12 protein-coding genes are annotated in these 14,483 nt (G+C 40.1%); 7 read left to right on the forward strand and 5 right to left on the reverse strand.

Annotated features, from left to right (window positions below):
• Positions 1 to 249 precede the first annotated feature (249 nt).
• The 3 genes from H6G96_RS15375 to glcD form a co-directional block, all read right to left on the reverse strand.
• Positions 250 to 813 carry a hypothetical protein gene (locus tag H6G96_RS15375; protein WP_190912268.1) on the reverse strand — a complete coding sequence of 188 codons (564 nt, stop codon included), beginning with the start codon at positions 811 to 813 and terminating at the stop codon, positions 250 to 252.
• On the reverse strand, positions 813 to 2,051 hold the full coding sequence (locus H6G96_RS15380; RefSeq protein WP_190912269.1) for a glycoside hydrolase family 10 protein: 1,239 nt from the start codon (positions 2,049 to 2,051) through the stop codon (positions 813 to 815). Before H6G96_RS15380 ends, H6G96_RS15375 begins: the two co-directional genes overlap by 1 nt.
• Before the next feature lie 333 nt (positions 2,052 to 2,384).
• A complete protein-coding gene (gene glcD, locus H6G96_RS15385) occupies positions 2,385 to 3,857 on the reverse strand; it encodes a glycolate oxidase subunit GlcD (RefSeq protein WP_190912270.1) in 1,473 nt (490 codons plus the stop codon).
• A gap of 302 nt (positions 3,858 to 4,159) precedes the next feature.
• On the opposite strand from glcD, the gene H6G96_RS41385 reads away from it, so the two are divergent.
• From H6G96_RS41385 to H6G96_RS15400, 3 genes are all read left to right on the forward strand, one after another.
• Positions 4,160 to 4,318, forward strand: coding sequence for a DUF2281 domain-containing protein (locus H6G96_RS41385; RefSeq protein ID WP_347242237.1), 159 nt, complete (start codon positions 4,160 to 4,162; stop codon positions 4,316 to 4,318).
• Between the two features lie 25 nt (positions 4,319 to 4,343).
• Positions 4,344 to 5,051: a class I SAM-dependent methyltransferase gene (locus tag H6G96_RS15395; RefSeq protein ID WP_190912271.1), complete on the forward strand. Its 708-nt coding sequence runs from the start codon at positions 4,344 to 4,346 to the stop codon at positions 5,049 to 5,051.
• Between the two features lie 90 nt (positions 5,052 to 5,141).
• Entirely contained in the window at positions 5,142 to 5,870 is a 729-nt protein-coding gene (locus tag H6G96_RS15400) for a Uma2 family endonuclease (RefSeq protein ID WP_190912272.1), read from the forward strand.
• 55 nt (positions 5,871 to 5,925) lie between these two features.
• On the opposite strand, the gene miaA is transcribed toward H6G96_RS15400, so the two are convergent.
• Entirely contained in the window at positions 5,926 to 6,831 is a 906-nt protein-coding gene (gene miaA / locus H6G96_RS15405) for a tRNA (adenosine(37)-N6)-dimethylallyltransferase MiaA (RefSeq protein ID WP_190912273.1), read from the reverse strand.
• Positions 6,832 to 7,071: 240 nt separating this feature from the next.
• Between miaA and gyrB the strand changes: the two genes are divergently transcribed.
• The 3 genes from gyrB (at position 7,072) to rpoD (ending at position 12,541) form a co-directional block, all read left to right on the forward strand.
• The gene (gyrB, locus tag H6G96_RS15410; RefSeq protein ID WP_190912274.1) at positions 7,072 to 9,009 is read left to right on the forward strand and encodes a DNA topoisomerase (ATP-hydrolyzing) subunit B; all 1,938 of its coding nucleotides are present in this window, start codon (positions 7,072 to 7,074) and stop codon (positions 9,007 to 9,009) included.
• A 251-nt stretch (positions 9,010 to 9,260) separates the two neighbouring features.
• Positions 9,261 to 9,872 (forward strand): fasciclin domain-containing protein, encoded by a 612-nt coding sequence (locus H6G96_RS15415; RefSeq protein WP_190912275.1) that lies wholly within the window; start codon positions 9,261 to 9,263, stop codon positions 9,870 to 9,872.
• 1,499 nt (positions 9,873 to 11,371) lie between these two features.
• Positions 11,372 to 12,541: an RNA polymerase sigma factor RpoD gene (rpoD, locus tag H6G96_RS15420; protein ID WP_100898539.1), complete on the forward strand. Its 1,170-nt coding sequence runs from the start codon at positions 11,372 to 11,374 to the stop codon at positions 12,539 to 12,541.
• 144 nt (positions 12,542 to 12,685) lie between these two features.
• Here the strand turns inward: rpoD and H6G96_RS15425 are convergent, their stop codons facing one another.
• Entirely contained in the window at positions 12,686 to 12,871 is a 186-nt protein-coding gene (locus tag H6G96_RS15425) for a chlorophyll a/b-binding protein (protein WP_100898540.1), read from the reverse strand.
• A 647-nt stretch (positions 12,872 to 13,518) separates the two neighbouring features.
• Between H6G96_RS15425 and H6G96_RS15430 the strand changes: the two genes are divergently transcribed.
• Complete coding sequence (locus tag H6G96_RS15430) at positions 13,519 to 14,397, forward strand: class I SAM-dependent methyltransferase (protein WP_190912276.1); 879 nt, start codon at positions 13,519 to 13,521, stop codon at positions 14,395 to 14,397.
• Positions 14,398 to 14,483 lie beyond the last annotated feature (86 nt).

Here is a 14,483-nt window from a genome sequence, read left to right on the forward strand (position 1 = left end):
AATAAAAGATCCAAAGGATCTTCTATTTCATCCTCAGTTCAACCAAGAGGCAGGGGGATAAAGGACATCCAAAAATTAAATTACTCAATTCGTGCGTCCAATACGACTGTCCGATTTCTTCTCCCCCTGCTCCCCCTGCTCACCAAAGCGATTGATTATTTTTTTATTTGGAAGTCCCTAATATCAGATGGGGATTCGACTGTTCGACAAAGCTCAGTATCATATCGGTGTGAACAAGGGAATGGAAACTCACGCTCGCAATTTATGAGCATTCATTCCGGTGAGGATACCAACCAGCAGCCAAGTGATAGCTAATCCCATAACCTCACCGAAGAATAACTGCGTCAGATGGCGTAAGATCATCCCGAAAACAGAACCCACGGGGAGAGCAACAGCCCAACTTGCCGAAGAGACAAATATCCATCGCCACGCCACAGGCTGGGGAATTGCTAACCATTGTGCCAATCCGATCCCCAAGCCGCCAAGTGCCCCATAAATCGCCCCAGAAAGGATTCTCAAGGGAAGAATCTGAGTGCTAGGTACAATCCAACCCACCGCACCAATACCGATAAAGGTGATGATACTCCAACCTAAAAGACTTGACAAAATCCACCTGATACAAAATATAGGTTCTTTGAGAAGACAACCTTGAGGAAGTGCGATCGCAATTGAGCCAATAGCCACTTCTACTACCCCAATATCTGGCTTCTCGCCAACTTCAATAAAGAGTAAACTTAATAAAAACCCGCCAAAAGTAGCAAAAGTCCACAGCGATGTAAAGGTAAATATAATATTTCCAGGCGCGAATGGCATCAAAGTTTCTTTGGTTTTAATAGTTTGACAGTTTTATCATTAAACATCTCAAGAAAAGCTTTGCGTCGCTGTTGGGGTGATTCCGGTACAATGTAACCCCAGAGACTCTCCCAGTAGAAAAAGGAGATACCGTCAAAATTGCGATCGCGCACTACTTGAACTTGTTCTCTAATTTGTGCGATTTTCACAGGATTATGCGCCGTTCCCGTTGATATGCCAATACCTACAGGAATTAGACTTCGAGTCAATTTTATAGATGGAAGTTCTAGTTGAGCGATAAAAGAGTTTTTGTCATTCCGATATACTTGCAAAATTAACTCATCAACTAAACCTTTTTTTACCCAATTTTCCCAATCTTGCAAATAGTATTTGTAGGCAAAAGCTTGATAATTAGGAGACAGAGATATTTTAACTTTGGGTTTAACTGCCTTTACAGCTTGATAGATTTCTGCCATGAAATCAGTAATTTTATCTGCCCGCCAACGCATCCATTCTGAGTTAAAAGGATCAGTTGGGGGACTTTTGCCTTGATGCTCTTGCTGGTAAAGTTCTATAGTGAAGCGATCGTAGCCAAACTGTACAGGCATCCCAAAATGATCATCAAGCTGAATCCCATCCACATTGTAATCTCTGACTACTTCTAAAATTAGCTCTTGCATAAACTCTTGCACTTGTGGATGTAAGGGATTCAGCCAGGCTAACTTACTTAGTAAAATATTATCAAATTCTTCTGGTGGGGCATCTTGGGTAGACTTTATACCTTCTTGCCCAATTGTCAGCCAGTCGGGATAACGCATTGCTAATTGTGAATAATGCGGCGTCATAAACCCGTATTCAAACCAAGGTATCACTCTCAAATCTTTATTTTTAGCAAGTGTTACTATCTTTGTTAAAACATCCTGTCCACCGTGCATGAAATTTAGCAAAGGTTGAGTATCTGAGCCTGTAGTCATTTTAGCTACAGCACTCTTATAAAAAGTATGTCCTCGGTTCCAAACTACAGGATAAATTGTATTAAAGTTGAGAGCCGATAATTGGCTTATAGCACGGTTAATACCCCAAGGTACAAATAGTACACCACTAGCAACATTAGTGATCCAAACGCCGCGAATTTCTGTAGTTAAAGCACGTGTTTTTTGGGAATAAACTGGTGGTGAAGAGGGTGAAAAAACTGTTAAAGCGACTACTAATCCCAAACACAGCAAGTAAGAAACACAACGGCGAGCAACCCGATTCATTTGTAAGCGTGACCTAGTGCGATCGGAATATATATAATTACAAAATAAAGTTGTAATCCTCCGGAGGATGTAAAATAATGATGATTTTATGCTAAAATACAAATTAATAAGTGTGGCTAAGTAAACAATTTTAGTTATTTTTAATTCCGTGAAATACAAGAGGTCATAGTGTGCGTGGTTTCCTCAAGTTAGACGCATCCCTCGAATTTTCGTTCCCCGTCAGAGGCTGAAAATACAGGCAATGATACTCCGCCTCTATATTAACTTGAAGCAGAGTTTCTTACTAATGCATTCCCTGGCATAGCCAGGGAACGAAAGGAACTTTGTGGAAAATTAAAATCTTTCCACCCCTTCAAATTGCTTAACAGCCGATGCATTTGCTGCTTCACCACAAGTCCGTGGTGTAGGGAATATCTTTTCAGGATTTGCTAACCCTTTAGGATTAAAAACTTCCCGTACCCATTGCATAGTTTCTAAATCAACTTCGCTAAACATCTGTGGCATATAGCACTTTTTCTCTGCACCGATGCCATGTTCACCCGAAATACTACCACCAACTTGGACACAAAGTTTAAGAATTTTCCCACCCATTTCTTCTACTTGCTCTAATGCTCCAGGCACAGAATTATCATAAAGAATTAACGGATGAAGATTGCCATCGCCAGCATGAAATACATTCGCAACCCGATAACCGTATTGTTCACTTAAAGTCTTAATCTCGTGCAGAACATAAGGCAACTGAGTCCGAGGAATTACACCATCTTGTACATAATAATCTGGGCTTAAATGCCCAGCCGCAGCAAAAGCGGCTTTGCGTCCTTTCCATAATTTTAATCTGGTTTCTGGGTCAGTAGCAGAAGTGACATTTCGTGCCCCATTCTTTTTACAAATTTCAATAACTCGCTGCTTATTTCCTGCAACTTCCACTTCTAAACCGTCAATTTCTATTAGCAAAATAGCAGTAGCATCGCGGGGATAACAATTAGTTGCTACAACATCTTCAACAGCATTGATGCTGAAGTTATCCATCATTTCCATACCACCAGGAATAATCCCAGCGCTGATGATGTCAGAAACAGTTGCTCCCGCAGCTTCAATGCTAGTAAAATCTGCCAACAGCACGCAAATTGATTCTGCACTTTTGAGAATTCGCAAAGTAATTTCTGTGGCAATTCCTAATGTACCTTCGGAACCAACAAAAACACCTGTTAAATCATAACCAGGCATTTCTGGGATTTGTCCGCCTATATCGATAATTTCCCCTTCCGGCGTGACAATTTTTAATCCTAAAACGTGGTTAGTAGTAACACCGTATTTGAGACAATGTACGCCACCAGAATTTTCTGCAATATTGCCCCCAATAGAGCAGATAATTTGACTAGAAGGGTCAGGAGCGTAGTAAAAACCAGCACCACTAACAGCCTGCGTTACCCAACTATTAATCACCCCTGGTTGGACAACTGTTCGTTGATTTTCTAAATCAATGCTGAGGATTTGCCGCATTAAGGAAGTGACAATTAAAACAGAATCTTCTAATGGCAAAGCGCCGCCAGATAGACCAGTGCCAGAGCCACGTGCTATGAAAGGGATAGAGTATTGATTGCATATCTTCACAACTTCTGCAACTTGTTCTGTAGTTCTGGGTAACACCACCACAGCCGGACGTTGGCGATAACCAGTTAAACCATCGCATTCATAGGTAATGAGTTCTTCGCGGCGTTGCACGACACCATTTTTGCCAAGGATAGCCTCGAATGCTTTGAGAATGGGTTTCCAGTTGCGTTGTTTTTTGTCTTGGGTAAGCATAGTTTTTTAAAGTTCAAGGTAGATGTTGCAGGCTGGCTAGTATAGCTGTAATTACTATTGTTGCAAGAATAGTAGTCAAAAGTGAGTAAAAGCGATCGCCTGATTTAAATACGGAAGCTGCGATGTCTCTTAAGGAGTACGTTGAATAATGGTAAAATTCAGATATTCTGTTAATTGTGGGGCTAGAGTAACATAGAGTCAGACATTTAACAGGAAAGTGTGAAATGACTTACCAAGTATTAAATTCCACCTCAAAATTAATTGCAAAGCTGCAAACCCTAGCACCCGAATAGCAACAACAGGTGTTAGATTTTGTTGAATTTTTAGCACAAAAATATGCTCAACCCCAACAACCACCACAGAAACGGGTACTAGGTTTAAACCAAGGTAAGATTCGGATAAGTGATGATTTCAATAACCCTTTACCTGATAAATTTTGGTTAGGTGAAAGTGAGGGATGAGACTGTTATTAGACAATAAAGCAATATGAATCAAAACCTGACTCAAAAAATTCAAAATGATTTTGATCGCATTGCTCTGTATGACCAACAGGGATGGGATCATAATAATCACTATCACCATTTTTTACTCAAACAGTTACCAAAGCCATGCAAAACTATCCTGGATATCGGTTGTGGAACAGGTGAATTTTCACGTCTTCTCGCTAAACGTACTGACAGAGTTGTTGCAATTGACTTATCCCCAAATATGATAGAAGTTGCCAAGCAACGTTCAAGACAGTATACAAATATTGATTTTCAACTTGCTGATATTTTGCAGTGGGAGTTTCCTGTTGAGCAATTTGATGCGATCGTTTCTATAGCTACAGTTCATCATCTACCAGTAGAAAATTTGCTGCCCAGTCTGAAAACTGCTTTAAAACCTGGTGGCAGTTTAGTAATTTTGGATTTATTAGAGCATGAGAATGTGCAAGAAATGTTAAGCGATTTTGTTGCTGTTCCTCTAAACTGGTTGCTTCAAACGCTCAGAAATAGGCATATTCAGCCGTCATCAGAAGCAGAAGAAGCAATGATAGAGCATCTTCGTACAGACAAGTACTTTACCTTATCGCAAGCACGACGAACTTATACAAGATTCTTGAGGAAAGCGAAGGTTAGAAAGCACTTATTCTGGCGTTATTCCGTAGTTTGGAAGAAAGGTAATATCCGTCAGGTAAGTTCAGCCATTATGTAGTTTTTGGATAGGGGATACAAAGTTAGTTACTGTTTTACTATATGCAATCAATTAACCTAGAAATAACGCTCTTAAATACTGGATACAATCATGGTTCAGCAAGTTCTAATCAATGATGATGATTACTATGTGCCAGATGCCAACCAGCTAGTCACTGAAGATGATACACCTGTGGACAATTTTGCTTCTGAAAAACAACAACGTCTCTTGGTTGGCTCTCTTTACAGTACTCTACAGCAGCAGACTTTTTTAGCAGCAGCTAATGTCGGTATTTACCATACAGACGGTCAACCCGCAATTGTACCCGACGTTTTTCTTAGCTTGGATGTGCAAGTACCTCAAAATTGGTGGGAAAAACAAAATCGTTGTTATATGGTTTGGCGTTTTGGCAAACCTCCAGAAGTTGTCCTAGAAATTGTTTCTAATAAAGAAGGCGATGAACTTGGCAAAAAGCTGAAAATTTATGAACAAATGCGGGCTAGTTACTACATCGTATATGACCAGAATCAGCAATTAGGAGAAAAACTACTACGTGTTTATGAACTTAGAGGAAGGCGTTACTTTGAAACTTCAGAAAATTGGTTAGAACAAGTTGGTTTAGGTGTAACTTTGTGGGAAGGTAAATTTGAAGATAGACAAGATACTTGGTTACGCTGGTGCTACCAAGATGGTAATGTTTTATCGACTGGAGATGAACGTGCCGAACAGGAACGACAACGCGCTGAACAGGAACGACAACGTGCCGAACAAGCAGAACAACGTACCCAATTACTAGCAGATAGGCTACGGGCTATGGGTGTAGATCCCGACAATCTCTAGAACACTCACTGTAAAGGCGCAAAGTTTTTTGCGTCTTTGCATGAGTTTATAATTATCATGAACTTGTGCAACTTATAAACTCATTTATCCGATGCCAAACCTTCTCTAATAAATTAGAATCATCTGCATCAAACCATTCAATTTGTGGATAGGCTCGAAACCAAGTACGTTGTCGCTTGGCAAATTGTCGCGTATGCAAAATTGTTAATTCTTTCGCTTCATCTAAGGAAAGATCCCCAGCCAAATATTGCTTGATTTCTTGATAGCCCAAAGTATTCAACAAAGACAAATCAACGCCATATTTTTGACAAAGATACTCTACTTCAGCAACCAAACCATTTGCTATCATTTGCTCAGTACGCTGTTGAATACGAGCAAGCAACTTTTCAACATCGCAATCTAAACCAATTTGCAAAATCGGATAATTGGGCGGATTCTCCCCTTGCTGTTCTGAAATCGGATATCCAGTAACATAATATACTTCTAATGCTCTTAAAGTTCGCACTAAATCATTGGTATGAATCTTTTGTGCTGCAACTGGGTCAACTTGTTGTAACATTGCGTAGAGTTGTGGTTGACCGAGAGATTCAAGTTGCGATCGCAATTCAATTTGTGGTGCAACTCTCGGAATTTTCATCCCTTGGACAATGGAACGTATATATAAACCAGTGCCACCAACTAGAAACAGTGGTGTAACACCAACAGAAGCAATTAAGGCTTGTGTTTGCTCCTGATAGTCTGCTACTGTCATCATACCTGCTGGATCGCAGATATCTATTAAATAGTGCGACACCAATTTTTGTTCAGCTACAGTTGGTTTTGCCGTCCCAATATCAAACTCACGATAAACTTGACGAGAATCAGCACTGAGAATTACAGAACCCAACCGCATCGCCAGAGCCAAAGCCAAACCCGATTTACCCGTTGCCGTCGCCCCACAAATCACAATTAATTTAGTCATTAGTCATCAGTCATTTGTCATTAGTTATTAAGCTATTCTCCCCCTGCTTCCCCTGCTTCCCCTGCTCCCCCTGCTCCCCCGACTCTCCGTGCGCCTCTTCCACGGTAGTGCAACCCCAGTATAAACTTCTCTAGAAAATGCCCTACAGACGCCAGCAAGGCTTTTGTGTTACAATTTTGGAGTGTTTTTACTTTTATTTGTCTTTAGGCGATTTCAACCCCACGCATCAGGAGAGTTTACATGACGAGCAGTTACAGTGCCGATCAGATTCAAGTTCTGGAAGGTCTGGAAGCCGTCCGCAAAAGACCAGGAATGTACATCGGTACCACTGGGCCGCGAGGACTCCACCATTTAGTTTACGAGGTGGTGGACAATTCAATTGATGAGGCTTTGGCGGGTCATTGCACTCATATAGAGGTGGATATCAACGCTGATGGTTCAGTGACTGTAACAGATGATGGTCGCGGTATTCCCGTCGATACTCACTCGCGCACCGGAAAATCGGCTTTGGAAACCGTAATGACGGTACTACACGCCGGTGGTAAGTTTGGCGGCGGTGGTTACAAAGTTTCTGGAGGATTGCACGGGGTTGGTATTTCTGTTGTTAATGCCCTATCTGAGGTTGTAGAAGTTACGGTTTGGCGAGATAAAAAGGTTCATATTCAACGCTATGAACGGGGTATTCCAGTTACTGAACTGCAAGCAAAGCCTTACAAAGAAGCTAGAACTGGAACTTCTATCACCTTCAAGCCAGATATCCAAATCTTTACAACTAGTATTGAGTTTGATTACATCACTTTATCAGGTCGCCTACGGGAATTGGCGTATCTGAATGCAGGTGTCAAAATTACCTTTACTGACCACCGTTTAGAACTACTAAAAAGCGATACACCCAAGGTAGAAACCTACGAATACAAGGGTGGGATCAAAGAGTATATCGCTTACATGAACCGCGAGAAGCAGCCGCTGCATGAAGAAATTATCTATGTGCAGGGGGAACGGAACAATGTACAAGTAGAAGTTTCTTTGCAGTGGTGTACTGATGCTTATACGGATAATGTGCTGGGTTTTGCCAACAATATTCGTACTGTGGATGGTGGTACGCACTTAGAAGGGTTGAAAGCAGTTCTGACTCGGACATTAAATGCGATCGCTCGCAAGCGCAATAAAATTAAAGAGAATGAACCTAACCTCAGTGGCGAACACGTCCGTGAAGGTTTGACTGCCGTAATTTCTGTTAAAGTTCCAGATCCAGAATTTGAAGGACAAACCAAAACCAAACTCGGTAACACTGAAGTTCGAGGGATTGTTGATTCTTTGGTAGGAGAAGTCCTCACCGAGTACCTAGAATTTCACCCTGCAATCGCAGACTCAATTTTAGATAAAGCTATCCAAGCTTTCAAAGCTGCAGAAGCAGCGCGTCATGCGCGGGAATTAGTTCGGCGCAAATCCGTACTAGAATCTTCGCCATTACCTGGTAAATTGGCAGATTGTAGTTCTCGCGATCCCAACGAATCGGAAATATTCATCGTGGAAGGGGACTCAGCCGGTGGGAGTGCCAAACAAGGACGCGATCGCCGTACTCAAGCTATCTTGCCTCTACGTGGTAAAATTCTCAACATTGAAAAAACCGACGATGCCAAAATTTATAAAAATAACGAAGTTCAATCGTTAATTACAGCACTCGGTTTAGGTGTCAAAGGTGATGAATTCGATTCCACCCAATTGCGTTATCACCGGATAGTCATTATGACCGATGCTGACGTAGATGGGGCGCACATTCGGACTTTGTTGTTAACATTCTTTTATCGATATCAACGAGCGCTGATCGAACAAGGCTTTATTTATATTGCTTGTCCCCCACTGTTTAAAGTAGAACGGGGACGTAATCATGAGTACTGCTATAGCGATCGCGAAAAAGATCAAGCAATTGCTAAATTCCCTGCTAATGCTAACTACACCATCCAACGCTTCAAAGGTTTGGGTGAAATGATGCCACAACAACTCTGGGACACCACAATGAACCCAGAAACCCGCAAAATGAAGCAAGTCGAAATTGAGGACGCTGCTGAAGCCGATCGCATCTTCACAATTTTAATGGGCGATCGCGTTGCTCCCAGACGGGAATTCATCGAAACCTATGGTTCTAAACTCAACTTCACCGATTTAGATATCTAATATCAATTCTTTGGCACGACTCCAATAATTTGTGAAATTGGTAATGGGTGATACGTTTTCACCCATTACCTTTTTTATATTCAAAATTACTATAAAAAGTACTTATTTTGGCTGATTACAAATCAGGTAATATATCAGTACCTTATATTGACATTTTTAATACTACAAACTATGTCATTAGATGAGTGACTATATCCATAAATTCATTAAGTATTATTAATACCCTATTTAACTGGATTCTACACAAAGCGATGAAACCGAGCAAAGGCATAGTAAAAAAAGCATTATTCAATATTATTGGCATAAGTAGCTTGGTTGCTCTGTCTGCCTGCGCCCAGCGTGTTGAAACTCCTACCGCAACTGTCCCTCCCGTCACGCCAACTCCTACTGCTACCATTGCAACCCAAAATTTAGCAGAACTGGCAAAGTCCGCAGCTAGTCAAGGACAGTTTAAAACTCTCATCCAAGCAGTGCAAGCTGCCGGCTTAAGTGAACAATTGGCTGCACCTGGCCCTTACACAGTATTTGCTCCTACTGACGCCGCTTTCTCTGCTTTACCGAAAGGTACTTTAGACCAACTCTTACAGCCAGCAAACAAACAACAATTAGTCAGTCTTCTACCCTACCACACTATACCTGGGGGAATTACCTCCCAGGAATTGACATCTGGACAAGTTAAAACAGTTGAGGGTAGTCCTGTTCAAATCACGGTTGATCGTGCCAACAACTCAATCACAGTCAACAACGTTAAAGTGACTCAGCCAGACATTCCAGCTAGCAACGGCATCGTTCATATAGTTGATCAGGTACTTCTGCCACCTAATTTTTCCGCAAATGTAAACAATACTCCAACGCCACGTTAGTTCAGCAAGGCTTATAAGGGGTACTCGAAACTATGCGCTAACAATCAATAAAAAAATTAAGTTGGCTTACAACACAAGTGTAGTTTAGTACTACATAAACACAAAATTTCTCAAATTTTCAGTTGGTGAATATCCATATAATTTGCTTATTGTCAATATTTTACAAAAATTCAATCTTCGAGTGTTAGCTAAACTACCAACTTTATTGGAAATTTAGTTAAGATAATAATTTTTGCACTGGCTGGCTGATTCATTTCAACAGCCAGCTAGAAACACATTTGTTATGCTTTAAGGAAATAACTGAATCTCATCTATCAAGCAGCAACTAATAAGTATTTTAAGGATTTCTCATAATAAGATGACTGAAGATTACCGAAACAAAAGTATTGTTTTTGACAAAAAAGTTACGCAAATCAGACTTGTAACCAAATCATCAGGCAACCTTTTGGGTTCTCTTGGTTCGAGCTAATCCTTACTGGAAGCAGGCACTATCTGGCAGTAAACTTGTTAATATCTTCATGTACTGCCGTCGCGATCGCTATTGTATCGGATGTATCTAATGAACTTTTGCCTTAAATAGGACTTTATTTGCGAGTTTACAGGACAAATCATATTTGAATTGATTAAAATATCCTTGTATACAATAAGAAAAGTTTGTCAAGTTTCATAGGGCTGAAATCGCCACAGTGCGCTAACGTGTGAATAAGACCAAATTAGTTAAACTCAAATTGATCTGCTATAAGGTCGATTCTGCTACAGCCTCAACTCCTCAGTTAAGCTAATTAGTACGCAGAAGGTTAACTGCTTTAAGGCAAGCACCATCACCCTTGTTGTATTTACCCAAGGTCAAAACCAGCTTTAGTTTAAGGAATGCGTAATTTGTGAAGGAAATGTAAAATGGGTAGATTGAGACTTATCATCTGAGTTAGCATATAATTCACTCTTTCTAAGTAATTAATGTTGTGTAAAATACATGAAATTCGGCAAAAGCAAAGGTACTTACTTTGTAATGTAATAAGAGGGTCACTGCAATTCCGAAAAGTAGAGAAAAATTTAAGGGTATAACTCCCGTTTTTAATGTCTTTTTGGTAATAGTGACTAATAATTGCTTTAGGAGTTCATGATTAATACACAAAAAGAGTGCAATTTCTGTGAAACAGGCTACAATCGGAAGAGTCTTTATAGGAAAATCTGCCAACAGTCTGAATTCATTAATATAGAGTGGCAAATTTTTTGATAAAGGCGAGTCTTTTTTTTGACCAGTTAGTTGAAAGCAGTGTGTGATAGCAACACACATAACATTTACTAAGATGAAGCAAGTCACTTTTAGTAATCGCTTAAACTAAAGTAAAAAACCTCCAACCGGAGGCGTAAAACGTCCGAGAATATCTCTGGCAAATCTGCCAAAAAGCTTATTTTCGGTTGACAAATAGCTCGTTTAAAAGAGCAGTAAACACATCTTGAGTAATTGATTCTGCAAGGAGCATGAGGAACGCGGCATGAACCAGGCTAACAACGTACTCGAAAGCATATATCAGCCTGACCTAGAAATAATAAATCAGCCTGAGCTCGAGTTAGAAGAACTCTTAATAGACGATGAAGAGGACTTGCTGATCATCGATGAAGGTGACGAGGAATTTTTAGAGCCTCAGTCTGATGAGGACGACGCAAAGTCTGGAAAAGCCGCTAAATCGCGTCGTCGGACACAAAGCAAGAAAAAGCACTATACCGAAGATTCAATTCGGCTTTACTTGCAAGAAATCGGTAGAATTCGGCTGTTGCGGGCAGACGAAGAAATTGAATTGGCGCGGAAAATCGCCGATTTGCTGGAATTAGAGAGAGTCCGGGAAAGACTCTCAGAACAGTTAGATCGCGATCCTCGAGATAGTGAATGGGCAGAAGCAGTACAACTGCCACTACCAGCCTTTCGTTATCGCCTCCATGTTGGTCGCAGGGCGAAAGACAAGATGGTGCAATCTAACCTCCGTCTTGTAGTTTCAATTGCTAAGAAATACATGAATCGTGGTTTGTCGTTCCAAGACTTAATTCAGGAAGGCAGTCTCGGTTTAATTCGTGCCGCTGAAAAGTTTGACCACGAAAAAGGTTATAAGTTTTCTACATACGCTACATGGTGGATTCGTCAAGCAATTACCCGCGCGATCGCAGATCAATCCCGCACAATTCGTCTTCCAGTTCATCTTTACGAAACCATATCTCGGATTAAGAAAACTACCAAGTTACTGTCTCAAGAAATGGGTCGCAAACCCACTGAAGAAGAAATCGCTACTCGCATGGAAATGACCATTGAGAAGTTGCGGTTCATTGCTAAATCTGCCCAGTTGCCAATTTCATTAGAAACGCCTATTGGTAAAGAAGAAGATTCTCGATTAGGCGATTTTATTGAATCCGATGGTGAGACACCAGAAGACCAAGTTTCCAAAAATCTTCTGCGCGAAGACCTTGAAAAAGTCCTCGACAGTCTTAGTCCTCGTGAACGCGATGTCCTCAGACTACGTTACGGCTTGGATGATGGTCGGATGAAGACCCTTGAGGAAATCGGACAGATTTTCAACGTCACCCGCGAACGGATTCGTCAAATTGAAGCGAAAGCGCTCCGCAAATTACGCCATCCAAATCGCAACAGCGTTCTCAAAGAGTATATTCGGTAGTCAACTAGTCATTAGTCATTAGTCATTGGTCATTAATAAATAAACAAATGACAACTGACAAATGACAAAAAAATAAAAAACCTGGTAGTGAATTAGCACTCCAGGTTTTTTTATTTATAGGTCATCTTAGATATTAAAACTTACTTATAGGATGCCCCAAAAATGTAGGAAGCCTTGACCAGAAAAAAGCTCAACCAAAACGGCTGCTGAAAAGCCGATCATTGCCAAGCGACCGTTCCAAATTTCTGCTTGTGGAGTAAAGCCCCAGCGCCAAGCGTTGCGATCTTCAATTACAGGAGTGGTTACTTTTGTTGTAGTTGCATTTGTCATGGTTTTGACTCCAAACTTAATTTTTAAGGTTTATTGCCTTATGTAAACTAATATAACAAATATTTTTATAAAAGCAACATTTTTTATACTTTTGTTTCTATAGCTTGACATAAACGATAGGAATTAATATGAGCAAAACATCTATCTTTGGATACAACTATAGGACTTACACAAAAACCTCTTAAACTCTTATTCCTCCGTGTCTAATTTTTCGTTGCTTGTGCGTAAGTCCTGAACTACTCAACACTTTTGATAGAGTTTCTTAATTTATTGAGAGTATTTTGCAATTATTTTACTATATAAATAGTTTTTTCTGGCTACACTCGTTGAATAGCAAAAATTTAAATTACAGATAGATGTGTATTAATGATGGTTTAAGTAGTATTTTTTAGCATTAATTTAGGAATCTAGAGTACAAAATGCTTACAGTTGAACGTTGACAATATCTTGTTTACCAGTCTTGTGGCTGAAGAGTTAGGTGATTAAGACTGCTTTATATCTACGCAGTCACTAAAATTATTAATTTAGCTTTGTCATCCAAATAGTTAAGTTAGAGTTATTACAAATAAAAAATAATTTATAAGCTTAGGTAATTTTCATTTGATAAATTTATATTTAAACTGTTTGATAGTAAATCGAAAAAATTTATGAACAAACAGCAAACTAATGACTTTGACAAAATTATCCTTACTGCCTTCATGGTTAGCCTAGCTAGACAGTTCACAGATATTCCTTATGCTAAAGAGTTGGCACAATTAATAGAGATGCAAGGGTTGGTAAAGCTATCTCAACCACAAAATCAAGATAAAAGTATTTTACTTACCGCACGTATAGAAGCTCGTTATAAAGCCATCAACCAGGTAATAGCTCAATATCAAATAACACAAATTCTAGAACTAGCATCTGGTTTGTTACCGCGTGGGCTTTTCATGTCTAGCAATCCGAATATCGTCTTTATTGAGAGTGACTTGCCTAAGATGATTAGTTGTAAACAGCAACTAGTTCAGCAACTTGTCGGGGAACGTCCTAACCTGCATTTTCTAGAAATTGATGCTACTAACCATCCCAGTGAGTTTTGGAAGAGTACTCCTCTACTCAAAGCTGGACAACCAGTGATGATTTTGTGTGAAGGATTGCTGACACATCTGACTTTGGTAGAAAAACAACTTGTGTGTGCCAATGTCCGCGAGATTCTTCACTCTTATGGTGGTGTTTGGATTACTCCTGATTTCATTGACACAGCGAGTTTAGTGCGATCGCAACAAGATGACTCAGGTTTAGAAAAGCTATTACAAACAGGTACTAAACTTACAGGCAGGTCTTTAATAAATAATAATTTTGGCACACTCGATCAAGCACGGCAGTTCGTTTATGAACAAGGTTTTCGTGTGACAGAACATAGTATGTTGAACGTAATAGACGAGTTAAGTTGCTTAGAAATTTTGGGCACTGATGCAGAAGTGGTAAGAAGAATGCTTGCTACTCAATCTGTCTTGGCACTTACTCTCGATAGCCACCCAAGCTAAGAACTCACCCGGCGACATTTTTTCGCCAAGATATTTTCGAGTTGCTTCTGTTAGGTTTGCGGTGTCAAAATCACCTTTAATATCGC

Source organism: Nostoc sp. FACHB-892 (assembly GCF_014698795.1).
In the GTDB taxonomy this organism is placed as follows: domain Bacteria; phylum Cyanobacteriota; class Cyanobacteriia; order Cyanobacteriales; family Nostocaceae; genus Nostoc.

Excerpts from the sequence above, each read along its gene's own strand:
- glcD (WP_190912270.1), bottom strand. The coding sequence starts at position 3,857 with ATGCTTACCCAAGACAAAAAACAACGCAACTGGAAACCCATTCTCAAA.
- H6G96_RS15380 (WP_190912269.1), bottom strand. The coding sequence starts at position 2,051 with ATGAATCGGGTTGCTCGCCGTTGTGTTTCTTACTTGCTGTGTTTGGGA.
- H6G96_RS15430 (WP_190912276.1), top strand. The coding sequence starts at position 13,519 with ATGAACAAACAGCAAACTAATGACTTTGACAAAATTATCCTTACTGCC.
- H6G96_RS15415 (WP_190912275.1), top strand. The coding sequence starts at position 9,261 with ATGAAACCGAGCAAAGGCATAGTAAAAAAAGCATTATTCAATATTATT.
- H6G96_RS15395 (WP_190912271.1), top strand. The coding sequence starts at position 4,344 with ATGAATCAAAACCTGACTCAAAAAATTCAAAATGATTTTGATCGCATT.
- H6G96_RS15400 (WP_190912272.1), top strand. The coding sequence starts at position 5,142 with ATGGTTCAGCAAGTTCTAATCAATGATGATGATTACTATGTGCCAGAT.
- miaA (WP_190912273.1), bottom strand. The coding sequence starts at position 6,831 with ATGACTAAATTAATTGTGATTTGTGGGGCGACGGCAACGGGTAAATCG.
- rpoD (WP_100898539.1), top strand. The coding sequence starts at position 11,372 with ATGAACCAGGCTAACAACGTACTCGAAAGCATATATCAGCCTGACCTA.
- gyrB (WP_190912274.1), top strand. The coding sequence starts at position 7,072 with ATGACGAGCAGTTACAGTGCCGATCAGATTCAAGTTCTGGAAGGTCTG.
- H6G96_RS15425 (WP_100898540.1), bottom strand. The coding sequence starts at position 12,871 with ATGACAAATGCAACTACAACAAAAGTAACCACTCCTGTAATTGAAGAT.
- H6G96_RS15375 (WP_190912268.1), bottom strand. The coding sequence starts at position 813 with ATGCCATTCGCGCCTGGAAATATTATATTTACCTTTACATCGCTGTGG.